Raw genomic sequence first — 24,526 nt, forward strand, 5'->3', positions numbered from 1 at the left:
AGGGATCCTTTACATCCGGTTCCAATCATTCATATTACCTTTTTGTTAGCGGCAAAACTTTATATGTGATGAAAGATCAATCTTTATTAATCCTTGTTTTCCCGGTTTGATCCGGCTGAGCCCCCGGGAATTTATATTAATACGATTTCTCATGAAAATCCGTATCCAGCAACTTTTATATAGCGAGAACATATAAAAGTACTCACCCAATTCATGTTAATCCATAAATTGGATTACTGATCCAGATTGGTGTAATTACCGATGGATGGTATGAAGACCAGATGAAAAAGGAGGTAAATAACATGGCAAAGGCAATATACGTGAAATTTGATGTACCAAAGGAACTGGCGGATAAGGCTGCAGAGGCCCTTGAAATCGCCAGGGAAACAGGGAAAATATCCAAGGGTACCAATGAGGTTACCAAGGCAATCGAGAGGGGAGTTGCCCAGCTCGTGCTCATAGCCGAGGACGTTGAACCTGCTGAAATAGTGGCTCATATCCCGCTCCTTGCAGAAGAAAAGGAAATACCATACATATACATCCCGACAAAGGATGAACTGGGAGCAGCCGCAGGTTTAAACGTCGGCACAGCCTCAGCATGCATAGTGGAATCAGGAGATGCTGAGGAAATCATAACCGAGATAATAGAAAAGGTTGAAGAACTCAAAAAGTAAATGAAAGGCAAAAACGCCTTTCACTTTCAATTTAACATAAAGGTGATTTAATGGAGGAAGCAACTCCAGCGGAAGTTATTGAGGTCCTCAAAAGGACCGGGATGACTGGAGAGGTAATGCAGGTAAAATGCAGGATCCTTGATGGAAGAGACAAGGGAAGGATACTGACAAGGAACGTTATGGGTCCTGTGAGGGAAGGCGATATCCTCATGCTCCTTGACACCATCAGGGAAGCCAAGGAAATCAGGACCCCCTAATGAGTAGGTGTTTTAAATGAGAGTCTGTTCATTCTGCAACGAGGAAATAGAGCCGGGTACCGGTAAGATGTACGTTAAGAAGGACGGTACCATTTATTTCTTCTGCGGCAGCAAATGCGAGAAAAACATGATAAAACTGGGAAGGGTTCCAAGAAAAGTTAAATGGGTTAAAAAATGATGGAAAGAAGCTTTGTAATGCTGAAACCTGACGCAGTGAAGAGGCGCCTCGCAGGAAGGATAATATCCCGATTCGAGGAAAGGGGACTCCAGATAGTGGCGGCAAAGATGCTCCAGATCCCTGAGGAACTTGCAATGGAGCACTACCAGGAACATAGGGAAAAACCATTCTTCACAGACCTTGTGTCCTACATAACCTCCGCACCCGTCCTTGCAATGGTCATAGAGGGCAGGGACTGCATATCACTCATAAGGAAGATGGTGGGCGCCACAAACCCTGCAGAGGCAGATGTGGGAACAATCAGGGGAGACTTTGCCCTTGAAACAGGAAGAAACATAATACACGCTTCAGATTCCCCGGAATCAGCTGAAAGGGAGATTAAACTTTTCTTTGACGAATCCGAAATCTGCACTTATGAAATGCCTGATAGAGAGATGATTTACGAGGAATAGACCGGAGATTCCAATGAAGATCAGATCACCAATTGTCTCAGTACTCGGACACGTTGATCATGGAAAAACCACCCTCCTTGACCATATAAGGGGCAGTGCAGTTGCCTCAAGGGAAGCGGGGGGTATAACACAGCACATAGGAGCAACAGAGATACCCATAGATGTCATTGAAAGGATCTGCGGAGACTTCCTCAAGAAATTCTCCATCAGGGAAACACTGCCAGAACTTTTCTTCATAGACACCCCCGGACATGAGGCATTCACAACCCTCAGGAAACGTGGAGGGGCCCTGGCAGACCTTGCAATACTCATCGTAGATATCAACGAGGGATTCAAGCCCCAGACCCTGGAGGCCCTCAACATCCTTAAAATGTACAGGACACCCTTCGTGGTGGCTGCAAACAAGGTCGACAGGATCCCCGGATGGAAGGTCCATGAAAAGGAGCCCTTCATGACCACCTTCAGCAGGCAGGACGCCCGTACACAGCAGGTACTGGACACCAGGGTCTATGAACTGGTGGGCAAACTCCATGAGGAGGGCTTTGAGTCAGAGAGGTTTGACAGGGTAACCAACTTCGCCTCACAGGTCAGCATAATACCCATAAGCGCTGTAACAGGAGAGGGCATACCCGAGCTCCTGACCATGCTCATGGGACTTGCACAGCAGTACCTCAAGGAACAGCTGAAAATCGAGGAGGACGCACCTGCAAAGGGGACCATCCTTGAGGTTAAGGAAGAGAAGGGCCTTGGAATGACCATGGACGCCGTCATATACGACGGTATACTCAGGAAGGACGACACCATCGCCATGATGACATCCGGTGACGTTGTATTCACAAGGATAAGGTCACTCCTCAAACCAGGACCCCTGGAGGAGATGAGGGAATCCGGGAGGAACTTCCAGAAGGTTGATGAGGTTGTTGCGGCTGCAGGTATAAAGATCGTTGCACCCGACGTCGATGATGTGATGGCAGGATCCCCTCTGAGGGTTGTAACCGACCCTGATACAGTGAAAGAGGAGATACTCGGTGAGATAGAGGACATAAAGATAGACACAGACGAGGCAGGAGTGGTTGTTAAGGCAGACACCCTCGGCTCCCTTGAAGCCGTTGTCAAGATCCTCAGGGATATAGAAGTTCCCATAAAGGTGGCTGATATAGGGGATGTCTCAAGGAGGGATGTGGTCAATGCAGAGATAGCCCTCCAGGAGGACACTGTCTACGGCGCCATAATAGCCTTCAATGTGAAGGTACTGCCATCAGCTGCCAGTGAACTCAAAAACTCAGAGATCAAGCTATTCCAGGGCAACGTCATCTACAGGATAATGGAAGAATACGAGGAATGGGTCAGAGGCATTGAGGAAAAGAAGAAGAAGGAATGGATGGATGCAGTTATAAAACCTGCAAGCATAAGGCTCATACCGAAACTTGTCTTCAGACAGAGTAAACCAGCCATTGGCGGTGTTGAAATCCTCACAGGCATGATAAAACAGGGCTACCCCCTGATGGATGAGAATGGAAACCCTGTGGGTACCGTTGAGAGCATGCAGGACAAGGGCGAAAACCTCAAATCAGCATCAAGGGGTCAGAAGGTTGCAATGGCCATAAAGGATGCTGTTTACGGTAAAAACATCAACGAGGGAGACACGCTCTACGTTGACATACCAGAGAACCACTACCGTATTCTCATGGATGAAATGTCAGGGGATCTCAGTGAAGAGGAACTTGACCTTTTTGAGAGGATAGCCGAGGTCAAGAGGAAAAGGGATCCTGACTGGGGAATGAAAGCACCATTTTAATATAAATAGAATCAGGAGGAGATATATTGGCATTTAAGATTGTGATTTCAGACAAGGAGAAAAGCGTCCAGATGGAGGTTGACCCGTCAGAGTCCAGGGGACTTGTAGGCCTCAGTATAGGAGATGAATTTGAGGGGTCAATCATAGGACTGGAAGGATACAAACTGAAAATCACAGGCGGAAGCGACAAGAATGGTTTCCCGATGAAGAGAACCATACCCGGAGCAAGGAGGGTCAGGAGCCTTGTATCCGGTGGTGTTGGTTACAAACCAGCCCGGAAGGGTGAGAGAAGAAGGAAGACCTTCAGGGGAAACACTGTATCTGACGACATAGTTCAGATAAATACGGTGGTCATTGAAAAGGGTGAAAAACCACTGGAAGAACTCATAGGCGCCCAGGAAGAATAATAAACCAAAAATTATAGGTGTAATCTGTGAAAAATCAATCTGAAATAAACATTGGTCTAGTGGGGCACGTGGACCATGGTAAAACAACCCTTACAAAGGCCCTCTCAGGTGTGTGGACCGACACACACAGTGAGGAAACCAAGAGGGGTATATCCATCCGCCTAGGATATGCGGATATAACATTCAGGAAATGCCCTGAATGCGAACCTCCAGTGTGCTACACAACGGCAACGGTATGTGAGAACTGTGGCACAGAGACAGAACTCCTCAGGAAGGTGTCCTTTGTGGATGCACCGGGCCATGAAACCCTCATGGCAACCATGCTTTCAGGCGCAGCCCTCATGGACGGTGCAATACTGGTAATCGCGGCAAATGAGCCCTGCCCCCAGCCCCAGACAAAGGAGCACCTGATGGCCCTGGATGTTATAGGGGTCAAGGATGTTATAGTCGTCCAGAACAAGATAGATATCGTGTCAAGGGAGAGGGCCCTTGAAAGCTACAGGGAGATAAAGGAGTTTGTAAGGGGTACATGCGCTGAAGATGCACCTATAATACCAGTGTCTGCTCAGCAGGGCGCAAACATCGATATTCTCATTGAAACAATTGAAGAGAAAATCAAAACTCCTGAAAGAGAAGTTGACAAGCCCGCCAGGATGTACGTTGCACGGTCCTTTGATATAAACAAGCCAGGCGCAGACCCTGAACATCTGGCAGGAGGGGTTATAGGAGGCTCCCTGGTCCAGGGACGATTCCATGTCGGTGATGAAATAGAGATAAAGCCAGGCATACAGATAAAGAAGGACGGTAAACAGACATGGATGAGCCTGCACTCCGAGATCACAGGTCTTGTTGCAGGAGGACAGGAGATGGAGGAGGTTGGACCTGGAGGGCTCGTCGGGGTCGGCACCCTCCTCGACCCTGCACTCACCAAGGCAGACTCGCTTTCAGGTTCAGTTGCAGGCGAACCAGGGACACTGCCACCGGTAAGACATTCCTTCACAATGGAGACCCACCTCCTTGAACGCGTCGTCGGTACCAAGGAGGAGACAAAGGTCGAGCCAATAAAGACAGGAGAACCCCTCATGATAAACGTGGGGACAACAACAACCGTGGGAGTTGTTAAATCTGCAAGGGCTGATGACGCAGATGTTGTCCTTAAACTCCCTGCATGTGCAGAGGAGGGTCAGAGGATAGCCCTCTCAAGGAGGGTCGGTGCAAGATGGAGGCTGATAGGTTATGGTATCATCAAATAGGGTGATTCTGGACGCCAATTTTTTATGATACCCTACCAGTTCAATGTTGACATAGTCTCTGAACTTGAAAGGCTCTTCCCGACCCATGATCTTGTCGTGCCCTCCTTTGTTATAGGGGAACTTGAAGCCATCAGGAGAAGATCCCGTGGAAGGGCAGGTATAGCTGCATCAGTGGGGCTCTCAATCGCCAGAAGACCCCCCTTCAGGGTGGTCAGAGAGGAGCTCAGGGAGGGCGAAACCCCAGACGACGCTCTCCTCAGGATTTCAGAGATACTCTGCACCAATGACAGGGAACTCAGGAGAAGGGCAAGATCAAGGGGTATAACGGTTGTATACCTCAGACAGAAAAAATATCTTACAGTTGATGGCCATATATGAATTAGGAGGTTTTTCATGAATCTATGGAAGGATATAGAACCAGGACCATCCATACCGGAAGTAGTATACGCTGTTGTTGAAATACCAAAGGGCTCAAGGAACAAGTACGAGTACCATAAGGACCTTGAGGCATTTGCCCTTGACAGGGTACTGTACTCACCCGTTTTCTACCCTGCAGAGTACGGTATAATACCAAGGACCCTCTATGATGACGGAGACCCCATGGATATACTGGTTCTCATGGACCAGCCAACATTCCCTGGATGCATCATAGAATCACGCCCCATCGGTCTTTTAAGGATGATCGATGGAGGAGACCAGGATGACAAGATCCTGGCAGTGCCGGTGGAGGACCCCCACTACAGGGGTGTTAAGGATGTATCAGACCTCCCTGAACACATTCCAAAGGAAATAGCACACTTCTTTGAAGTTTACAAGAACCTTGAAGGCAAGGAGACAAAGATAATCGGTTGGGAAGGCGCAGAAAAGGCATTTGAAGCTGTCAACCACTCCATTGAACTCTACAGGGAGAAATACATGGAGTAATCTTTTAATGGGGGATCCCCATTGTATTATGTAACAAAAATTGTTGATACCGTCAGAATACCTCCGGACCGCTTCGAGGAGCCGATTGAGGAGGTTGCCGTAGAGGTTCTCAACGAGACCTACGTTGGAAGGATGGACAAGAACCTCGGGCAGATGATAACCGTCAATGAGATAGAGGATATAGGCATCGGGAAGGTCATAATGGGCGACGGCGCAGCCTACCATGAGGTGACCTTCACAGCCCTCTTCTTCAAACCAGAACTCCATGAGATCGTTGAGGGCGAAGTTATAGAGATTGCAGAGTTCGGCGCCTTTGTACGCATCGGGCCACTGGACGGTCTTGTCCACGTATCCCAGGTTACCGATGACTACATAACCTACGATGGGAAGAAGGGCTCCCTTGTGGGTAAGGAGTCAGGTAAACGCCTGGACGAGGGCGACCTTGTAAGGGCAAGGATAGTGGCCATCAGCCTCAAGGGCAGAAGGGAAGGAGTCAAAATAGGCCTCACCATGAGGCAGCCCGGCCTTGGAAAATTCGAATGGATAGAAGAAGAGAAAAGGAAGAGTAAAAAATGAGTGAAAAGGCATGCACAAGGTGTAAGAGGATAACAACCGGTGAGCGCTGCCCGGTCTGTGACGTGCCGGCATCCACCAACTGGAGCGGACTCCTCATAATCATTGATCCGGAAAGGTCAGACATAGCAAGGGAACTCAACATAACACTTCCAGGCGAATATGCCCTGAGGGTAAGGTAATATCACTTCTGGAAGGAAACAGCAAGGGTGTCAGAGAGTGTACATACTTCCACAGGAACTGAGAAGGGAACTGAAGGAGCCACTAGGGAAGCTCTACCGGTCGCTCAGTGATGTCAGGGTGGATGAGGAGTCCTTCCTCATAACCGTGGGTGATGTCACAACCAGCAACGCCCTTAAACATGGTCTGAAGCCAGATATAAGTATAATTGACAACAGAATACAGCGAAGAGCTTCAGACCAGGACCTGAAGGATACTGCAGAGGTCATTAGGGCGGAGAATCCCCCGGGCACGGTAACCCGCAGCCTATGGTCATCAATAGAGACAGCCATCAGGGAGTCATCCAGTAGCGGTAAACGTTTCATGATAATCGTTGACGGTGAGGAGGACCTTGCCGTCCTCCCATCAATCCTGCTGGCACCACCAGGAACCACGGTCCTCTATGGCCAGCCCAATGAAGGCGTTGTCCTGGTGAAGGCCGATGAAACATTCAGAAGAGCTGAAGAACTCATAAAAAAATTTGAGGAGGCATAGTATGGATATTAATATAATAGAGGAAAAGGAAAACCTGCTTTTTAACAGAAAGGAGATCAAATTCGAATGCTTATATGAAGGTGAGGCAACACCGAAGGTCTTTGAAGTTAAAAACAAACTTGTTGCCATGCTCGATGCGGATAAGGACCTTCTGGTGGTTGACAAGATCGACCAGGGATTCGGCGAGCCAAGGGCTTCAGGGTACGCCAAACTCTATGAATCCCTGGAGAAACTCAGGGAGATAGAACCCGAACACGTTATAAAGAAGAACACAGAGGCATCCCAGGAAGAAGAGGAGGAAGAGTAGATGAAGAAGTTTGAACTCTATGAGGTAAAGGATGATAAACTCGTAAGGAAGAATCCCTTCTGCGTCAGATGCTCAAACGGTGTCTTCATGGCAGACCATGGGGATAGATACGCCTGCGGTAAATGCGGATACACAGAATGGAAAACCAGGGAATAGGGTGGAAGCTTGAATCTCAGGGCTGGCAGACTCGGTAAGGGCATGGAGGATGAGGCCGCAGATTTCACATCCTCCCTGGAATTCGACCACCACATATTCGAGGCGGATGTTGACTGCAACATAGCCCACACATCCATGCTGGCCCGTGAGGGTATAATACCCCATGAAGTGGCTGATAAGATCATAGAAGCCCTCCGGGAGCTCAAAGAGGAGGGTGTAGAGGCCCTTGACATGGACCCCTCGGTTGAGGACATCCACATGGCTGTGGAGAACTATGTAACCGCCAGGATAGGCCCTGAGGCAGGGTTCATGCACACAGGCAAATCAAGGAATGACCAGGTGGCAACGGACCTCCGACTGGCCCTCAAGGACAGTATCCAGGTTATCAGCCATGAACTCCTTGATTTTATTGATAAGATCGCTGATCTTGCATCCGAGCACACCGAAACCGTCATGGTGGGCTACACCCACCTCCAGCATGCCCAGCCAACGACCCTGGGACATCACCTGATGGCATATGCATACTCACTTAAAAGGGACTATGAGAGGCTCCAGGACACCCTTAAGAGGGTTGACATGAACCCCCTGGGCTCCGCTGCCATGGCAACCACCAGTTTCCCCATAAACAGGGAACTTACAACCGAACTGCTTGGTTTTGCCGATTACATGAGGAACTCCATGGACGCCGTGAGTTCAAGGGATTTCATAGCTGAAGCGGTATTCGACCTCTCAATGCTTGCAGTTGACCTCAGCAGGATCTCCGAGGAGATGATACTCTGGAGCACCTATGAATTCGGGGTCATAGAGCTTCCTGATGAATTCTCATCCACATCATCCATAATGCCCCAGAAGAAGAACCCTGACGTTGCAGAGATAGCCCGTGCAAAGACATCCAGTGTCCAGGGAGAACTCATGACCATCATGGGGATCATGAGGGCGCTGCCATACACCTATAACAGGGACCTCCAGGAGGTAACACCACACCTCTGGCGGGCTGTGGAGACTGTTAAATCCATGATACGTGTTGTGAGGGGTATGCTGACGGGTATAAGGGTTAACAGGGAACGCGCCCTTGAACTTGCATCCTCGAACTTTGCAACGGCAACCGACCTTGCGGATCTCATGGTCCGTGAGAGGGGGATCCCCTTCAGGGTGGCCCACAGGATAGTGGGGAGGCTAGTTACAAGGGCCCTTGAGGACGGCCTCGGACCAGGTGATATAGACTCAGGCTACGTTGATGAGGTGAGCCTGGAGGTTACAGGGGATAAGCTCGGCCTTGATGATGAAACCGTGAGGAAGGCCCTTGACCCCCTTGAGAATGTAAGGGCAAGGATGGTTCCAGGCGGACCCGCGCCTGAAATGGTCAGGGAGTCGGTGGCAGAGATAAAATCCTTTGTCAGGTCCGAGATGTAAATCTATTTTTCCCTTCATGGATGTGACCCTCATTTCTGTATCTGAATCTCCTTTTAATGGCTGCAGAGTCAGAACCTGAATTTCCTACTTTTGATGGATAACACCCATTCGAAATTTTTATATATCATTTTTCACAGATAATTATTACATGAAATCCGAAACCGAACCAAAAATAATAGGTCTTCTGGCGGTACTTATAGGTATACTGATGATACTCTACCCCCAGCTTGTAGGGTACCTTGTTGGAGTATTCCTGATAGCCTACGGGTTACTCAAGGTATTCGCCGAATAACCGCAGTTTTCCCTTTTATTTACAGATGCTCCATACCAGTTCAAGGGCCTCACCTGGTTCAAGGACACCCGCCCTTGTCTCACGGAGCACCCTCTGTATCGAGTAGCGTCTGAGGTGAGGGTGCCTCCTCTGGACCTCCCCGAGGAGGGGACAGCCAAATACCCTGGAACCGCTGATTTTAAATGCTGATGCAACCGATCTGACCTCCTGCTTTGACGCTGCAAAGGCTGCAGGGAGATTTATCCTCAGAACACCATCGGTAACCTGGAGGGACTGGTAACCGGTTGCAAGGAGGTCCCCGAAGACCACGGTGTCCAGACCGGCCTCCTTCACCCTTCCGGTAACCGCGTCCTGTATCATCCCTGAGCAGCGACCGCAGGGATGGAACCTTCCCTCAAGGGCCTCCTCCAGGAAGTCGCTGAAGTCCACCTCTATGAACTCATGCCTCACACCCAGGGCGCTGCAGAGCCTCCCTATCCCTCTTTTAACATGACCAGGCAGTATGATGGTCCCCGGGTCAACGGTGAAGGCCTCGGGCTTCAGGCCAATATTCTTTGCAAGTATGAGGGAGAACGAACTGTCAACACCACCTGAGAGAGCAACACCCACCCTTACACCTGTTTCATCCCACTCTGAAAGGAAATTAAAGGCTGAAAGTTTATCAAGACGCATCCTGAGGGGCTCTTCAAGGACACGGGTGGCCATGAAGGATTCCCTGAGTTCCTTCACCCTTTCAAGGGCAAACCTCACCCGCATCCTCCTGACGCTTACATCGGTCATGGCCTCAACATGGACCCTGCCGGCACCGAGCTCCTCCCTCAACCTGCCGGCCACCCATCCACCCTTACCTATTATCAAGGACTTATCTGACCTGTCAGGTGCAGTTATCAGGAGGTCGCCTGTTTCATCATCCAGGACCACATCACAGATCCTTACCCTTGCATCATCATGGCCTATATCGGCCCTTATCCTTCCTATAATTTCAGCCAGCTCTTCCTTATCCATAAAATATATTATGCACCGTTGAAATATTAATATACATATAAGCCATGGGGATGTAAAGGGTAATGCCAAAGATAAAGAGCCTTCTTTTCGGTGACCGGGAGGAGGAGTGGAGCTACAAGAGGGAAAGTGAAAACATAATAGTGGGTTACGGTTACAAGAAGTTCAGCAAACCCCCGGTTATAGGCAAGAACCCACTCCTGCGTTCAAACACGGTGATCTATAATGATGTCACCATAGGCGACAACCTCAGGACAGGGCACAACGTCCTTATAAGGGAGAAGACCACCATAGGCGATGATGTACTCATAGGTACAAACACGGTTATCGAGGGCCATTCAAAGATAGGCAGCAATGTCAGCATCCAGTCAAACGTTTATCTCCCCAAGAACAGTTACATAGAGGACAATGTCTTCATAGGCCCCTGCGCCTGTTTCACCAATGACCGCTACCCTATAAGGGTCAAGTATAAGCTGAGGGGACCTATAATAAGGCAGGGCGCCTCTATAGGGGCTAATTCAACCTTCCTATCAAGGATAGAGGTGGGTGAGGGCGCCATGGTGGCCGCAGGTGCGGTGGTTACAAGGAATGTGCCTCCATGGTCACTGGCGATAGGTGCGCCGGCCCGTATAAAGGCACTCCCACCCAAACTGAGGGTTCCCAACAATATCTAGTGCATCCTACAGTTCATCAGGTCATATCTTCAGGGTTTTAGAGGGTGGAAGTCCACAACTTAGAGAGGAAAACCCAGGTTATGATCTCTAGCCTCATTGGATTCCTTTTTCTTAGCCCTCATGATCAGGGCAGACCCTCCATCCCTGAACCTGCATAATGCGTGGGTCAGCCCCTCCTGTAGAGGCCTATGATCTCTGCCTCTGCAAGGACATGCCCCTTCATAGCCTCAAGGACATCCTCCTTAGATGAGCCCGGTTCAAGGTCAAGGGTCGTGTCAAGGGCGTAAAGCATGAAGAAGTACCTGTGGACCCCTGAGGGAGGGCAGGGCCCGCTGTAGCCTATTTTTCCTGAATCATTGTAGCCCTGGACTGAACCATCAGGGAGTCTCCTTAGGTGGGGCACCTCTTCATCAAGTCCTCCTGAGTCAGGGGGGATGTTGAATATCACCCAGTGGGTCCAGACCTTTGATGGGGCGTCGGGGTCGTCGCATATTAATGCAAGGGATTCGGCCTCCTCAGGGACACCATCCCAGGAGAGGGGTGGTGATATGTTCTCACCATCACAGGTGTACTTTGAGGGTATCCTGCCACGGTCATTGAATGCGCGGGTTTTGAGGTTCATGGTATCACCTTAATCATTATATGTTGAAGGATATTAATTATTATTATGGATTTCAAGGTGAACCGTGCAGAGGACAACAGGATCTTCGTTGAGACAGAGTCATTCAGGAGGCTCATTGAGGAGCTTGAGGAACTTAAAGGGAGCCGGGGAAATATACTGCACGTTATAGGGGCTCCAGGGACAGGTAAATCCTCCAATATATATTATGGGATCCGCAAGCTCGGAATGAATGTCTATGAGGTGCCATGCAACCTGGAAACTGTTGAGGTCACCGCGGAGGAGGTTTTCAGATCCATACTAGAGGATGTGAAATCAGAGCTTGGAGTGGATTCAGCCGCTGATGTCTACAGACGGTTCGCTGAATTCGATGCCGTCCTCTTTGCTGACAGGTTCCATGACAGCCATGACTTCTCTGATTCTATGGGCTTCAGCCAGTGGACCCTTGGAGCTGGAGGCGAGGCCCTGAAGTTCTACCTGAAGTGTATCCGGGAGTACCTCAGATACAGGTCGGTCTTCAGGGACATGAATATCATATTCCAGACGGCCTGGAGGCTCCGCTTTCGAGGGAAGAAGCCTGATATCTTCACAGACATACCCGTCATATCACCTTTACTCTGTCATCTTCTCATGGTTCCCTTCAGGGCCGTGAAGATAGATTACACCCGTCAGGAGACCTTAAGTATTATAAGGGCCCATATGGACTGTGCAGATGCCGATGAGATTCAGGGGTACATTGACCTATACGGCTGCAGACCGAGGCTGATACTGGAGAAGATGAAATGCTGAAAACACTTTTAAGGTCAACGAGGATCAGCTGGGGAGCAAAGAACGTCCACATGTACCTTCTTGCCCTCACCTACGCATCCAGCGTGGATCCTCTAGGGTTTCTCATGGGACTTTTCCTTGTAACCCTCCTCTGGGGCGGGCTGTACTCACTCAATGACCTTACAGACATCGAGGTCGACAGGAAGGACCGGATGAAGAGCAGCAGACCCTTCATAGAGAACCATGTTGAACCATGGAGGGTTCTGGTCTTCATAGGAGCTATCATCATAACCTCCCTCTTGGTTTCATACATCCTCAACCCCATTTTCTCCCTTATCATGCTCCTCATGGTCCTTAACCAGTTCATATACACCCTCCCACCCCTGAGGCTGAAGGATACCATGCTGGCGCCCCTTGCAAGCACGGCAACAAACACGGTCCTCAGACTTGCTTCAGCCTCTGTACTCCTTGGAGGCTTACTTGTTGTTCCACCACCGGTTTATCTCATGATGTACCTTGCAGGGATGGGAACATACCTCATGTACAAGGAGAGGGGGCTGATGACAACGGCCGTATCCATCATCTTCTGCATAATCCTCGGCTATGCCTACCTTGAAGGGTACATCAGCATCCTCCAGATACTGATAGTTATACTCCCCTCCTTCATTGCAACGGTACCATTATACCTTTCAAATTTCACTGAGAGGGAGCGGATGGTTGAGATAGCCGACTTCATCTACCACAGGGTGCTGATGATTTTCTATCTGGGCTGCATAATCATACTTCTATACATGAAGGGTGCTTAGCATCAAGGGTCAGGGGTCCCTGTTTACATGATAAAAAAGTAGGAGTTGAACAACTGGAATAAATTAGAAGAGCTTACCCAGCTTTATAAGGGCCTTTGGGGAGACCTTTATGAGTTTCTTCACAAGCTCGGTGGTGCTCACCTTCTCAAACTCAACATCCTGGAATGCCTCTGCAATGGAGTCAAGTTCGCTGTCGCTGAGTGTGAGCATGTAATCCTTGACCTTGAGGTACCTGTCTATCTCCTTACCGATCCTCTCACGGCAGTCCCTTTCATACTCCATGAGCCTCTTCTCACTGACATCTCCATCGGCAACTGCAGCCGCAGCAACCCTTCCGGCCAGCATACCCCCGGTCATGCCGCTTATTATACCTCCACCGGTCAGGGGGTTCACCTGACCTGCAGCATCACCAACGACCATGAGGCTGTCTGCAACAAGTTTCTTTGGCATTCCACCAACAGGGTCACCGCCTATGTTGAGTTCAACTGGCTGCGCATTCTTTGTAGCGGGGCAGGACTCCACAAATTCAAGCAGGTGTTCATAGGCGCTCTTATCTGTTTCGGTTGAGAGTACGCCGAGGCCCACATTGGCTATGTCATCACCCTTGGGGAATATCCATGCATAACCACCCGGTGCCACGCTCCCGAAGTAGAACTCTATGCAGTTGTTGTCCTCCATTTCAACTCCCACCATCTCGAACTGGGCGGCTGATTCCATGTCCTTGGGCCTGGTGGCTGTTCTGAGGCCCCCCCACCTTGCAACCCTTGACTCGGGGCCATCAGCTGCGATGACTATCCTGGCCTTTATATCGAATTCCCTGCCCATGGATTCTGCCCTGACAAGGTAGCCGTCATCGGTCTTCTCCATGCCCGTTGCAAGGGTCTTAACCATTATCCTTGAACCGGCCCTTGCAGCATCCATGGCCATGTGCTTGTCAAAGACCTTCCTCTCGAGGATGTAGCCGGCCTCAGGGAGTTCAACCTTATCGGAGGTCAGCCAGACATCGGTACCGTTTGGTGATACGAGGCGTACACCATCAAGTTTCTTTGTAACCCAGCGGGGACTTGGCTTTATACCCAGGGATTCAAGACCACCGATTGACACTCCCTCAGCACACCTCTTTGGGGCTCCTATTTCTGATTTTTTATCTATAAGGAGGACTTCAGCTCCCCCGAGGGCTGCATGTTTTGCTGCTGTTGAACCGGCCGGGCCGGCGCCTATTACAAGGACATCTGTTTCAGTCACCATGATATTCACCTCTCAAGCGCCCTCACAGGGCAGGCATCTATACAGATATTGCATTCCTTACACATATCCTCTGAAAACCTGATGGATGTTTCCCGGACCTCTATGAGGTTGCGCGGACATACACCGGCGCATTCCCCACAGAACATACACCATTCCTTAACCTTCATGATATCAACCTGTAAAATCAATTACCTTAAAGGGTCCATTATCTGAGTGGATATACTTTGGGTCTTGCCCTATATATAGTTCCTAATCTTTTGGCGGCACCCTATTTATATCTTTCATTTCAGTGAATGCCCTCATAAACTATAAATTACATTCATGGCATAATAATATTGGAGGTTGCTAAATGAAGAGGTTTTTATTTCTAATTCTCGTTGCCGCGGCGGTAACGGTATCTGGATGTGTGAGTGAGGAACCCCAGTCCAAGAGCTTCTCTGACGGGACCTGAACTTCACCTACCCTGCTACATGGGAGACCTTTGATTCTGCCAGGGCACAGGGGGCCTTTGCAAGGGAGCCGGGGATTTCAAAGGATGTAATCGTTTACCTTGGTAATGACAGTTATGAACTTGCTGTTGCAAGGGTCACTGCAAGGGCTGGATACTACCTTAAGGATGCTGAGACTGTTAAGAACCAGATGAAGGATGAGTCAGGTGTGGTCTCTGCAGAGGTGAGGAAGGTTGATGGCCGTAACGCTGCAGTTGTGAAGGCTCTTGATTCAACAAGTTCAACCATATTCGTCTACATTAAACTTGACAGGAACAATGGCTACGCCTTCATGTACACAGGGCCTAGGAACAACGACACGACCTTTGAGGAAATTCTAAGCAGTGTCAGAATAACATAGCTATGGATCCTCAGAGTAAAACATGAACTTTTATTTTTTTGCTTTGGGTTCAAATAGAAAGACTTTTATTAAATAAAAAGTTAATTATTAATAAAAGGGGGAACAAGATGTCTAAAAAGAAGATTGAAGAGCAGATAAGGAGTAAGGATCCTGAGGAGCTCAGGAAGGAGGTTGATGAGCAGATAAAGACCAAAGGGGAGTATTCTGAGGAGCTCAGGAAGGAGGTTGATGAGCAGATAAAGACCAAAGGGGAGTATTCTGAGGAGCTCAGGAAGGAAGTTGATGAGCAGATAAAGGGTGATAAAACAGAAAAACTTAGAAAAAAGATTGATAAACAGATAAGAGGAGATAAAGATTAGTCATTAATTTTTAGTTTATTTTTTCCACCCGCTTATGATTGTTTGTATTAGTCATTAATTTTTAGTTTATTTTTTCCACCCGCTTATGATTGTTTTGCTTTTACCTCTTCTTCAGGTTTCATGGCGTTAAACTAATTTTTAATGATGTTGATCTCCTCTGATAATCTAACCACTTCACGTTAAATGGATATAGGTATATAAATATTTCTATTCCCTCCTTTTAGAAAAATTATTAAATATCATTATTTAATATGAGAAATGTAATTAATGGGAGGTGTTAAATAATGGGATCATCATTCAAATCCCCTGCTGATACAGCGAAAGCCTGTTCTGCGATCGCGGAACTGAAAGAAAAAGCACCACTTGGAAAGGTTATAGTTTTGAGTTTCCTTGCGGGTGCATACATAGCTTTTGGAGGCCTCTTGGCCGAAGTTGTAACTGGTGGAATGGCCAAAGCAGGATACCCTGCAGGTCTTGTTAAACTTGTCTTTGGTGCAGTGTTCCCAGTCGGGCTCATGCTTGTCATAATTGCGGGTTCTGAGCTCTTCACAGGGAACTGTATGTACATGCCATTTGGTATACTCGATAAGAGAGCAAGTGTCATGGGATTGATAAGGAATTGGGTAACAAGCTGGGTATTCAACCTTGTTGGAGCAGTATTTGTTGCTTACTTCCTTGCAGTTGCTACAGGTATCCTTTCAGCAGACCCCTGGCAGGCATCTGCCCTGCAGATTGCCAAGCTCAAGGCTCTTGGAGGAGTTGAGTTCGTTGCTGCAGGTAAAACCATAAAATCACTTACATGGACTCAGGCATTCCTCAGGGGTATTGGCTGTAACTGGCTTGTTTGTCTTGCAGTATACCTGGCGATTGCTTCTGATGATATCATAGGTAAAATCTGGGGAATATGGTTCCCTATATTCGCATTCGTTGCCATAGGATTCGAACACAGTGTTGCAAACATGTTCTTCATACCAGTCGGCATCTTCCTTGGTGGAGTTACATGGAGCCAGTTCTTCATAAACAACATGATACCAGTTACACTCGGTAACATTGTAGGGGGCGCTGTCTTCGTTGCGTGCCTCTACTGGTACACCTACCTCAAGGAGTAGGTATACCATTTACATTTTTTTTAAATGGAGGTGATAATATGAATATTGAATATGTTCCTAACACATGTCCTTACTGTGGTTGTGGCTGTGGAATGAACATAATATCAGTCAACGGGGAAATAGAGGGTGTTGAGCCCTGGAAAAGGCATCCCATGAATGAGGGAAAGTTGTGTCCTAAGGGTAACTTCGCCTACCAGTTTGTGAGCAGGGACGACCGTCTCAAAACCCCTCTGATAAAGGAGAACGGTGAGTTCAGAGAAGCATCATGGGATGAGGCCCTTGACCTCATCGCATCCAAACTTAAAGAATACCGTGAGGAGGATCCTGATCTCCTAGCATTCCTTGCATCTGCAAGGTGTACCAATGAGGAAAACTACAGCCTCCAGAAATTTGCCAGGGCAGTGATCGGGACACAGAACATTGATCACTGCGCAAGGCTCTGCCACGGACCATCAGTCGCTGGGCTGGCACAGACCTTTGGGTCAGGTGCAATGACAAATTCAATTATAGACATCGAGGAAGCCAGCTGCATATTCATTATAGGTTCAAACACAGCAGAACAGCACCCGCTCATATGGAGAAGGGTTCTCCGTGCAAAGTCCAAGGGCGCAAAATTAATAGTTGCAGACCCCAGGATCACACCAACAGCCAAACAGGCCGACATATACCTGCCCTTCAAACCAGGCACAGACATCCCGCTGCTTAACGCAATGATGAACGTGATAATCGAAGAGGGCCTGGAAGATAAGGATTTCATAGAGAAAAGGACAAAGGGCTTTGAAGAACTCAAGGAAGTAGTGAAGAAATACAAACCAGAGGATGTTGAGGAATTAACACTCACACCTGCGGATAAGATCAGGGAAGCTGCAAGGGTGTATGCAGAGGCAGACAGCGCAGCCATACTCTTTGCCATGGGTATAACACAGCACATTACAGGTACAGACAACGTTATTTCAACCGCAAACCTAGCCATGCTCACAGGTAACATAGGTAAGCCCGGTGCAGGGGTCAACCCGCTGAGGGGTCAGAACAATGTTCAGGGAGCCTGTGACATGGGAGCCCTCCCTGCATTCTATCCAGGATACCAGAAGGTCATTGATGAGGAAGCAACCGAGAAGATGACCTGTGCATGGGGATGCAGTGACCTTAAATGCACACCAGGGCTGACAGTCGTTGAAATGATGAATGCGGCTGAGAAGGGAGAGCTCAAGGCCATGTACATAATGGGTGAAAACCCCATGGTCTCCGACCCCGACATTCAGCACGTTAAGGAATCCCTTGAAAGCCTCGAATTCCTGGTTGTCCAGGACATATTCATGACAGAAACCGCTGAACTGGCTGATGTTGTTCTACCTGCAGCTGCCTGGGCTGAAAAGGACGGTACATACACAAGCACAGAAAGGCGTGTTCAGTACATAAGAAAGGCTGTTGAAGCTCCAGGTGATGCCAGAGAAGACTGGGACATAATATGCGACCTGGCAAAGAGGATGGGAGCCGAAGGATTTGACTTTAACTCCCCAGCCGAGATCTTTGAAGAGATAAGGGAGGTAACACCCCAGTACGCGGGCATGAACCCTGAAAGGCTTTCAAAACCAGAAGGTCTTCACTGGCCATGCCCCGATGAAAGCCATCCAGGAACACCAATACTTCACACAGAACAGTTTGCAACACCTGACGGCCTTGGAATATTCTTCCCAATAGAACACAAAGACCCTGCTGAAGTTCCAGATGAAGAGTACCCATTCATCCTTACAACGGGTCGTGTACTGTTCCATTACCACACAGGATCAATGACAAGGAGATCAGAGACCCTTGACAGGGAACTGCCAACAGGATTTGTTGAAATAAACGACGAAGACGCCTCTGAACTTGGAATCAGAAGTGGTGACATGGTTAAGGTCAGAACAAGAAGGGGTGAAATTGAGATAACAGCAAGGGTCACACCCGATATAATGAAGGGTGTTCTGTTCATCCCATTCCACTTCGCAGAATGCGCTGCCAACATGCTGACAAGCTCCAGCGAACTTGACCCTGCAGCCAAGATGCCGGAGCTCAAGGTTTCCGCAGCCAGTATAGAGAAATGAGGGGGCTTGATGATGGTTGAAGTAAACGATATGTATTATGCTTTTTCAGAGAATGAAGAAATTGCAGAAAAAGGTGAATATGGAGGGGCCGTAACCTCACTGCTGAAATTCCTGCTTGAAGAAGGAATCGTTGACGCGGTTCTAGCCGTTAAGAAGGGTTCAGATCTCTACGATGCCGTCCCAACCCTGATAACAGATCCCAATGAGGTCATAGAATCTGCAGGTTCACTCCACTGCGGTACACTCAACATTGCAAAGGTCATCACACGTTACCTTAACGGCGCAAGGGACATGAAGATAGCTGTCACAACAAAGCCATGTGATGCCATGACAATAGTTGAGGTCGCCAAGAGGGGTAAGATAGACAGGAACAACGTGATAATGGTGGGTGTTAACTGTGGAGGAACACTTCCACCTGTAAAGACGAGGCAGATGATAGAAGAAGTATATGAAATGGACCCTGACGACGTTATCAAGGAGGAAATAGCAAAGGGTAAACTGATAATTGAAACATCAGACGATGAAAAGGGCATCAGTGTTGATGAAGTAGAAGAGATGGGTTACGGTAGAAGGACCAACTGCAGAAGATGTGAGAAGAACATACCAAGGATGGCTGACCTTGCACTGGGTAACTGGGGTGTTATAGGACCCCTGGCCGGCAAGGCAACCTTCGTGGAAGTAACATCTGAAAAGGGTGCTGAAGTCCTTGAAAAGGCAATAAACGCAGGAGTGATTCATGTAGAGGACCCAATACCCAAGGGTATTGAAATACGTGAAAAGATTGACCAGGCAATGGTTAACCTTGCAACCAAGTGGCAGAAAAATGACTTCAGTGAAGAAAGCGGTGCTGAAATCCTTATGAACCTTGATAAGTACATGGATGACCTGAACCGCTGCATCAAGTGCTACAGCTGCAGAGAAGCATGCCCGATCTGTTACTGTGAAGAGTGTTCACTTGAAACAAGGACTCCTGAATGGCTTGAAAAAGGTAAACTTCCACCATCCCCTGTCTTCCACCTTGAGAGGATGATGCACATGGTGGATTCATGTACCAACTGTGGCCAGTGTGAGGAACTCTGCCCTGCAGAGATACCCCTTGCAAGGATATGGCATGAAATAAACATCAGGGTACAGAACACCTTCGGCTACAAGACAGGGTTTGACACAGGTCAGGAACCTCCACTGACCCATAAATAAAAAAACCATCCTATTTTATTTTTTTTAAGGTGATACGATGATTATAGATCAGTTACTGGAAAAAAACCAGGAATTCCTGAGGAATTTTAAGGGTGAAGACCCCGGTAAAAGACCGGCCAAGAAACTTGCCATCGTAACATGTATGGACACAAGGCTAACAGACTTCCTTGAACCTGCAATGGGCCTTGAAAGGGGTGACGCCAAGATCATAAAGAATGCAGGTAACACCATAACAGATGATGCACTGAGGTCACTTGTGGTTGCGGTGCACTCCCTCGGCGTCGAGGAGATAATGGTCATAGGGCATACTGACTGCGGAATGGCAAATGTTGACTTTGAAAGACTCAGGGAAACCATGGAAGAGAAGGGAGTCCCCCCTGATTTTATCGAGGAACTTGGACTGGAGGACTGGATCCTGGCAATTGATGATGAGGAAAAAAATGTTATTGAAGGTGTCAGGACCATCAAGGAATTCAGGGCAATCCCCCATGATATACCTGTCCATGGACTGATAATCGATGTTAGGACTGGAGAACTTAAGGTTCTTCATCGCGACTGATTCAATTTGTTTCATTTTCCAGTTTTCATCAATACCATAAAACAGGATTACGCAACTCCTCAACGCTTATAACCGGGATTTTCATATTATTCATTGTTAGGGAGTGGACAATTGGATAGATAGACAAAAAAAAATAGTTCTTGTGGTATGCTTTGTACTTGTTGCAGCTTTATTTCAATCCCATTTTGGTCTGATTTTAACGGTCAACAACGGCTTTATGGCCGTTGCTGAAAAAGTAAATTTCAATCCCATTTTGGTCTGATTTTAACAATAAATAAAGAACTTGAAAAAGCAATAGACACCATAAATTTCAATCCCATTTTGGTCTGATTTTAACCGACGATGAAGGCCTCACACAGACATTGCAAATCCTCATTTCAATCCCATTTTGGTCTGATTTTAACCCAAAAAAAAAAGAAATGGGGTGAAAGAAAATGGAAATCAAAATTTCAATCCCATTTTGGTCTGATTTTAACTGCATAGGTCTGGGGAAGATAGTGACGTCAAACCAAATTTCAATCCCATTTTGGTCTGATTTTAACTTGCAATAATAATAATGACAATAAGTCTACTGATCAATTTCAATCCCATTTTGGTCTGATTTTAACCCATGCATGGAGAGACCGAATCCCAGAAATAGATGAAGATTTCAATCCCATTTTGGTCTGATTTTAACGACGTTATCATAGATTCCGGTCAGAATACTCCTCCCGATTTCAATCCCATTTTGGTCTGATTTTAACGCATAGGTCTGGGGAAGATAGTGACGTCAGACCAAATTTCAATCCCATTTTGGTCTGATTTTAACCTTGCTAAAAACCTTAATCAAAAAAATATCAAACCAATTTCAATCCCATTTTGGTCTGATTTTAACTGAGGGATGGGCGGAGTATCACCATAGCATCTGAAAATTTCAATCCCATTTTGGTCTGATTTTAACAGTAGTTGAAATGGGAATGCCAGAAGAAGAAAGAAATATTTCAATCCCATTTTGGTCTGATTTTAACCAAAAGAATATGGGGTGATTTGATGAAAAAAACAGAAATTTCAATCCCATTTTGGTCTGATTTTAACTTATACTTCGCATTATACTTCGCATTATACTTCGCATTATACTTCGCAATTTCAATCCCATTTTGGTCTGATTTTAACCCTGGGCAAAAAACGCCCAGGCAGTACTAGAAGAAGCATTTCAATCCCATTTTGGTCTGATTTTAACATACTATAGACGATAAAGAATAGCATACCAAAACGGATTTCAATCCCATTTTGGTCTGATTTTAACTGGAGGAGCAGGTGGAGGACCCGATCCGCTTCCTCCATTTCAATCCCATTTTGGTCTGATTTTAACGGTGAGAAGTACGCACAAGATGCGTACTTCGCCAAGTTCATTTCAATCCCATTTTGGTCTGATTTTAACGGTGAGAAGTACGCACAAGATGCGTACTTCGCCAAGTTCATTTCAATCCCATTTTGGTCTGATTTTAACTTATCATGTAGTTTTACCAAACATACCATTTGAGTGTATTTCAATCCCATTTTGGTCTGATTTTAACGGTGCGGAGGAGTATGAGGCGTACGTGAACGTTGAGCATTTCAATCCCATTTTGGTCTGATTTTAACCGAGTTCATCGAGAGTGAAGTACTTCCTCTCGAATTTCAATCCCATTTTGGTCTGATTTTAACCCTCACAAGCCGTGGGAAATATGTGAACGGAAAGTACATTTCAATCCCATTTTGGTCTGATTTTAACCAGAGAAAGAGTCGAAATATTCGAAGACGTATTCAAATTTCAATCCCATTTTGGTCTGATTTTAACGGATCTCGCTGAATACATTGAGGAGGCGAAGAATATGATTTCAATCCCATTTTGGTCTGATTTTAACAGAAGTAGCCCTCCCCGACAACTGCGAATTAATCTTCATTTCAATCCCATTTTGGTCTGATTTTAACCTGGTTAATGAGTATGTAGGTAGTGTATAGTCTACCATTTCAATCCCATTTTGGTCTGATTTTAACCTGGAACGGCATTCCAGAATTATTCATTACCCTTTCATTTCAATCCCATTTTGGTCTGATTTTAACCCAGGTAAGATACGTGGTCGGAGTCACAGTGGAGGATTTCAATCCCATTTTGGTCTGATTTTAACTAGGCAAACGAAAAAGAATAATGGAAATCACAAAAGAATTTCAATCCCATTTTGGTCTGATTTTAACTCATTTGAGCAGATAGAATTCGCGCTTATGGACCCACATTTCAATCCCATTTTGGTCTGATTTTAACTTTCCTGGTGTTTTCTACTAGTTTTCCGCCGTGTCGCATTTCAATCCCATTTTGGTCTGATTTTAACAAGAGGCCGGGTAAAGCCACCAGAACCCCCTGGAGGATTTCAATCCCATTTTGGTCTGATTTTAACGAGAAATATTCGCCAGGATATGCATGGAAACAACATTTCAATCCCATTTTGGTCTGATTTTAACGATGAGCTGGAGGAAATAGCAGGATCAGAATTAGATATTTCAATCCCATTTTGGTCTGATTTTAACAGTACCAAAGTCCATATAGATTATTATGGAGGTTTTATTTCAATCCCATTTTGGTCTGATTTTAACAAGAAGTAATATGTCTCCAAATAGAGCAAAAGCCGATTTCAATCCCATTTTGGTCTGATTTTAACTGATGAAAGAAGATAATTTAGAACAGGCTGAACAAGTTCATTTCAATCCCATTTTGGTCTGATTTTAACACACCACCCAAACCAGTCATAGAAGCCTACTTCACAGATTTCAATCCCATTTTGGTCTGATTTTAACTCCTCCACCACACCCTCCAAGACCAGGAAGGATGGGATTTCAATCCCATTTTGGTCTGATTTTAACTTCACTGGATGAGCGTTCGGAGCAACCGAAGCAGATATTTCAATCCCATTTTGGTCTGATTTTAACGATTCATAGTGACAGGCAGCGTAAAATACGTGCAGATTTCAATCCCATTTTGGTCTGATTTTAACTCTTCCTGTGGGAGGTTTCTGATTGTCTCTGAGACGGATTTCAATCCCATTTTGGTCTGATTTTAACCCTCAGCGAAGAAGGCGGGGCAATAGTAGTCAGTGGCATTTCAATCCCATTTTGGTCTGATTTTAACCAACTTCGCTGACAACAAAATACACATACATAATATATTTCAATCCCATTTTGGTCTGATTTTAACTCACACTCGAACACAGGAAAACACAGGAGAAGATCAATTTCAATCCCATTTTTGTCTGATTTTAACTATATATACTTGATTCCATAGATATAGATATGTGGTATTTCAATCCCATTTTGGTCTGATTTTAACGGATCTGAGGCGTCAGAGCCGCCAGCCGATCACCAGATTTCAATCCCATTTTGGTCTGATTTTAACGATTCCCAAGGGAACTGTTAACATTGTTGATGGCTTATTTCAATCCCATTTTGGTCTGATTTTAACGAATTCATTCACCTCCACCTTGAATAAGTCGATGCGTGAATTTCAATCCCATTTTGGTCTGATTTTAACAGACCGTCGCTGAGGCTTATGGAGACACTATATTTCCATTTCAATCCCATTTTGGTCTGATTTTAACAATGAATAGAAATATAAGGGAAATAAGGGAATATGATTTCAATCCCATTTTGGTCTGATTTTAACTCTGCCACCATGAAACTTCCCAATTCCCATTAGGAACATTTCAATCCCATTTTGGTCTGATTTTAACGATGACATAATAACATTTGCATACCAATTACACAAAGTATTTCAATCCCATTTTGGTCTGATTTTAACCTTCTCCTGTGACTGTGAATCTAGCCCCTACATCGATTTCAAT

29 protein-coding genes and 1 CRISPR repeat array (1 of these 30 cut by a window edge) are annotated in these 24,526 nt (G+C 46.6%); of the genes, 25 read left to right on the forward strand and 4 right to left on the reverse strand.

Features of this window, described 5'->3' with window-relative positions; all coding sequences use genetic code 11:
* Window positions 1-302 precede the first annotated feature (302 nt).
* The 16 genes from rpl7ae (at window position 303) to FZP57_RS03300 (ending at window position 9,398) form a co-directional block, all read left to right on the forward strand.
* A complete protein-coding gene (gene rpl7ae, locus FZP57_RS03225) occupies window positions 303-674 on the forward strand; it encodes a 50S ribosomal protein L7Ae (RefSeq protein ID WP_191216458.1) in 372 nt (123 codons plus the stop codon).
* A 50-nt stretch (window positions 675-724) separates the two neighbouring features.
* The gene (locus tag FZP57_RS03230; RefSeq protein ID WP_074358741.1) at window positions 725-931 is read left to right on the forward strand and encodes a 30S ribosomal protein S28e; all 207 of its coding nucleotides are present in this window, start codon (window positions 725-727) and stop codon (window positions 929-931) included.
* A 16-nt stretch (window positions 932-947) separates the two neighbouring features.
* Window positions 948-1,109 carry a 50S ribosomal protein L24e gene (locus FZP57_RS03235; RefSeq protein ID WP_074358742.1) on the forward strand — a complete coding sequence of 54 codons (162 nt, stop codon included), beginning with the start codon at window positions 948-950 and terminating at the stop codon, window positions 1,107-1,109.
* Window positions 1,106-1,561, forward strand: coding sequence for a nucleoside-diphosphate kinase (ndk, locus tag FZP57_RS03240; protein ID WP_191216459.1), 456 nt, complete (start codon window positions 1,106-1,108; stop codon window positions 1,559-1,561). Before FZP57_RS03235 ends, ndk begins: the two co-directional genes overlap by 4 nt.
* A gap of 13 nt (window positions 1,562-1,574) precedes the next feature.
* On the forward strand, window positions 1,575-3,359 hold the full coding sequence (gene infB / locus FZP57_RS03245) for a translation initiation factor IF-2 (protein ID WP_191216460.1): 1,785 nt from the start codon (window positions 1,575-1,577) through the stop codon (window positions 3,357-3,359).
* Window positions 3,360-3,385: 26 nt separating this feature from the next.
* Entirely contained in the window at window positions 3,386-3,766 is a 381-nt protein-coding gene (locus tag FZP57_RS03250; protein WP_074358745.1) for a 30S ribosomal protein S6e, read from the forward strand.
* 26 nt (window positions 3,767-3,792) lie between these two features.
* Window positions 3,793-5,019 (forward strand): translation initiation factor IF-2 subunit gamma, encoded by a 1,227-nt coding sequence (gene eif2g / locus FZP57_RS03255; protein WP_074358746.1) that lies wholly within the window; start codon window positions 3,793-3,795, stop codon window positions 5,017-5,019.
* Window positions 5,020-5,043: 24 nt separating this feature from the next.
* Window positions 5,044-5,397 (forward strand): PIN domain-containing protein, encoded by a 354-nt coding sequence (locus FZP57_RS03260; protein ID WP_074358747.1) that lies wholly within the window; start codon window positions 5,044-5,046, stop codon window positions 5,395-5,397.
* Window positions 5,398-5,412: 15 nt separating this feature from the next.
* On the forward strand, window positions 5,413-5,943 hold the full coding sequence (locus FZP57_RS03265) for an inorganic diphosphatase (protein WP_074358748.1): 531 nt from the start codon (window positions 5,413-5,415) through the stop codon (window positions 5,941-5,943).
* 21 nt (window positions 5,944-5,964) lie between these two features.
* Window positions 5,965-6,519, forward strand: a complete 555-nt coding sequence (gene rpoE / locus FZP57_RS03270) for a DNA-directed RNA polymerase (protein WP_074358749.1) — start codon at window positions 5,965-5,967, stop codon at window positions 6,517-6,519.
* Window positions 6,516-6,698: a transcription elongation factor subunit Spt4 gene (spt4, locus tag FZP57_RS03275; RefSeq protein ID WP_074358750.1), complete on the forward strand. Its 183-nt coding sequence runs from the start codon at window positions 6,516-6,518 to the stop codon at window positions 6,696-6,698. The genes rpoE and spt4 overlap by 4 nt, the downstream gene beginning before the upstream one ends.
* Window positions 6,699-6,735: 37 nt before the next feature.
* The gene (locus FZP57_RS03280; protein ID WP_074358751.1) at window positions 6,736-7,230 is read left to right on the forward strand and encodes a GTP-dependent dephospho-CoA kinase family protein; all 495 of its coding nucleotides are present in this window, start codon (window positions 6,736-6,738) and stop codon (window positions 7,228-7,230) included.
* Window position 7,231: 1 nt separating this feature from the next.
* Window positions 7,232-7,537 (forward strand): 30S ribosomal protein S24e, encoded by a 306-nt coding sequence (locus tag FZP57_RS03285; RefSeq protein ID WP_191216461.1) that lies wholly within the window; start codon window positions 7,232-7,234, stop codon window positions 7,535-7,537.
* Window positions 7,538-7,693, forward strand: a complete 156-nt coding sequence (locus tag FZP57_RS03290) for a 30S ribosomal protein S27ae (protein WP_074358753.1) — start codon at window positions 7,538-7,540, stop codon at window positions 7,691-7,693. It abuts the gene before it with no gap.
* A 9-nt stretch (window positions 7,694-7,702) separates the two neighbouring features.
* A complete protein-coding gene (argH, locus tag FZP57_RS03295; protein WP_074358754.1) occupies window positions 7,703-9,106 on the forward strand; it encodes an argininosuccinate lyase in 1,404 nt (467 codons plus the stop codon).
* A gap of 148 nt (window positions 9,107-9,254) precedes the next feature.
* Window positions 9,255-9,398 (forward strand): DUF3096 domain-containing protein, encoded by a 144-nt coding sequence (locus tag FZP57_RS03300; protein ID WP_145924513.1) that lies wholly within the window; start codon window positions 9,255-9,257, stop codon window positions 9,396-9,398.
* A 15-nt stretch (window positions 9,399-9,413) separates the two neighbouring features.
* Here the strand turns inward: FZP57_RS03300 and FZP57_RS03305 are convergent, their stop codons facing one another.
* Window positions 9,414-10,403: an ATPase gene (locus FZP57_RS03305; protein WP_191216462.1), complete on the reverse strand. Its 990-nt coding sequence runs from the start codon at window positions 10,401-10,403 to the stop codon at window positions 9,414-9,416.
* Window positions 10,404-10,465: 62 nt separating this feature from the next.
* On the opposite strand from FZP57_RS03305, the gene FZP57_RS03310 reads away from it, so the two are divergent.
* A complete protein-coding gene (locus tag FZP57_RS03310) occupies window positions 10,466-11,074 on the forward strand; it encodes an acyltransferase (RefSeq protein WP_074358756.1) in 609 nt (202 codons plus the stop codon).
* A 166-nt stretch (window positions 11,075-11,240) separates the two neighbouring features.
* On the opposite strand, the gene FZP57_RS03315 is transcribed toward FZP57_RS03310, so the two are convergent.
* Entirely contained in the window at window positions 11,241-11,696 is a 456-nt protein-coding gene (locus FZP57_RS03315) for a YbhB/YbcL family Raf kinase inhibitor-like protein (protein ID WP_074358757.1), read from the reverse strand.
* Between the two features lie 45 nt (window positions 11,697-11,741).
* Here FZP57_RS03315 and FZP57_RS03320 point away from each other — a divergent pair, with 45 nt between their 5' ends.
* Window positions 11,742-12,482 carry a hypothetical protein gene (locus tag FZP57_RS03320; RefSeq protein ID WP_074358758.1) on the forward strand — a complete coding sequence of 247 codons (741 nt, stop codon included), beginning with the start codon at window positions 11,742-11,744 and terminating at the stop codon, window positions 12,480-12,482.
* Window positions 12,476-13,267, forward strand: a complete 792-nt coding sequence (locus FZP57_RS03325) for a UbiA family prenyltransferase (protein WP_191216463.1) — start codon at window positions 12,476-12,478, stop codon at window positions 13,265-13,267. Before FZP57_RS03320 ends, FZP57_RS03325 begins: the two co-directional genes overlap by 7 nt.
* Before the next feature lie 63 nt (window positions 13,268-13,330).
* Here the strand turns inward: FZP57_RS03325 and FZP57_RS03330 are convergent, their stop codons facing one another.
* Together FZP57_RS03330 and FZP57_RS03335 are read right to left on the reverse strand one after the other, a co-directional pair.
* Window positions 13,331-14,512, reverse strand: coding sequence for an NAD(P)/FAD-dependent oxidoreductase (locus tag FZP57_RS03330; protein ID WP_074359733.1), 1,182 nt, complete (start codon window positions 14,510-14,512; stop codon window positions 13,331-13,333).
* Window positions 14,513-14,520: 8 nt separating this feature from the next.
* Window positions 14,521-14,682 carry a 4Fe-4S binding protein gene (locus FZP57_RS03335; protein WP_074358760.1) on the reverse strand — a complete coding sequence of 54 codons (162 nt, stop codon included), beginning with the start codon at window positions 14,680-14,682 and terminating at the stop codon, window positions 14,521-14,523.
* 472 nt (window positions 14,683-15,154) lie between these two features.
* Here FZP57_RS03335 and FZP57_RS03340 point away from each other — a divergent pair, with 472 nt between their 5' ends.
* The 6 genes from FZP57_RS03340 to FZP57_RS03365 all read left to right on the forward strand — a co-directional run bounded on the left by FZP57_RS03340 (window position 15,155) and on the right by FZP57_RS03365 (window position 20,672).
* Window positions 15,155-15,364 carry a hypothetical protein gene (locus FZP57_RS03340; protein WP_191216464.1) on the forward strand — a complete coding sequence of 70 codons (210 nt, stop codon included), beginning with the start codon at window positions 15,155-15,157 and terminating at the stop codon, window positions 15,362-15,364.
* 107 nt (window positions 15,365-15,471) lie between these two features.
* Window positions 15,472-15,723 (forward strand): hypothetical protein, encoded by a 252-nt coding sequence (locus tag FZP57_RS03345; RefSeq protein WP_074358762.1) that lies wholly within the window; start codon window positions 15,472-15,474, stop codon window positions 15,721-15,723.
* 284 nt (window positions 15,724-16,007) lie between these two features.
* On the forward strand, window positions 16,008-16,832 hold the full coding sequence (locus FZP57_RS03350) for a formate/nitrite transporter family protein (protein ID WP_074358763.1): 825 nt from the start codon (window positions 16,008-16,010) through the stop codon (window positions 16,830-16,832).
* 38 nt (window positions 16,833-16,870) lie between these two features.
* Window positions 16,871-18,916, forward strand: a complete 2,046-nt coding sequence (gene fdhF, locus FZP57_RS03355; protein WP_074358764.1) for a formate dehydrogenase subunit alpha — start codon at window positions 16,871-16,873, stop codon at window positions 18,914-18,916.
* A gap of 9 nt (window positions 18,917-18,925) precedes the next feature.
* The gene (locus tag FZP57_RS03360) at window positions 18,926-20,113 is read left to right on the forward strand and encodes a Coenzyme F420 hydrogenase/dehydrogenase, beta subunit C-terminal domain (RefSeq protein WP_074358765.1); all 1,188 of its coding nucleotides are present in this window, start codon (window positions 18,926-18,928) and stop codon (window positions 20,111-20,113) included.
* 37 nt (window positions 20,114-20,150) lie between these two features.
* Window positions 20,151-20,672, forward strand: coding sequence for a carbonic anhydrase (locus FZP57_RS03365; protein ID WP_191216465.1), 522 nt, complete (start codon window positions 20,151-20,153; stop codon window positions 20,670-20,672).
* Between the two features lie 171 nt (window positions 20,673-20,843).
* Window positions 20,844-24,526: direct repeats of the CRISPR family, unit length 30 nt; unit sequence ATTTCAATCCCATTTTGGTCTGATTTTAAC; it runs 1,883 nt beyond the window's last position.

It is taken from the genome of Methanothermobacter sp. THM-1, assembly GCF_009914355.1.
Lineage (GTDB): Archaea > Methanobacteriota > Methanobacteria > Methanobacteriales > Methanothermobacteraceae > Methanothermobacter > Methanothermobacter wolfei.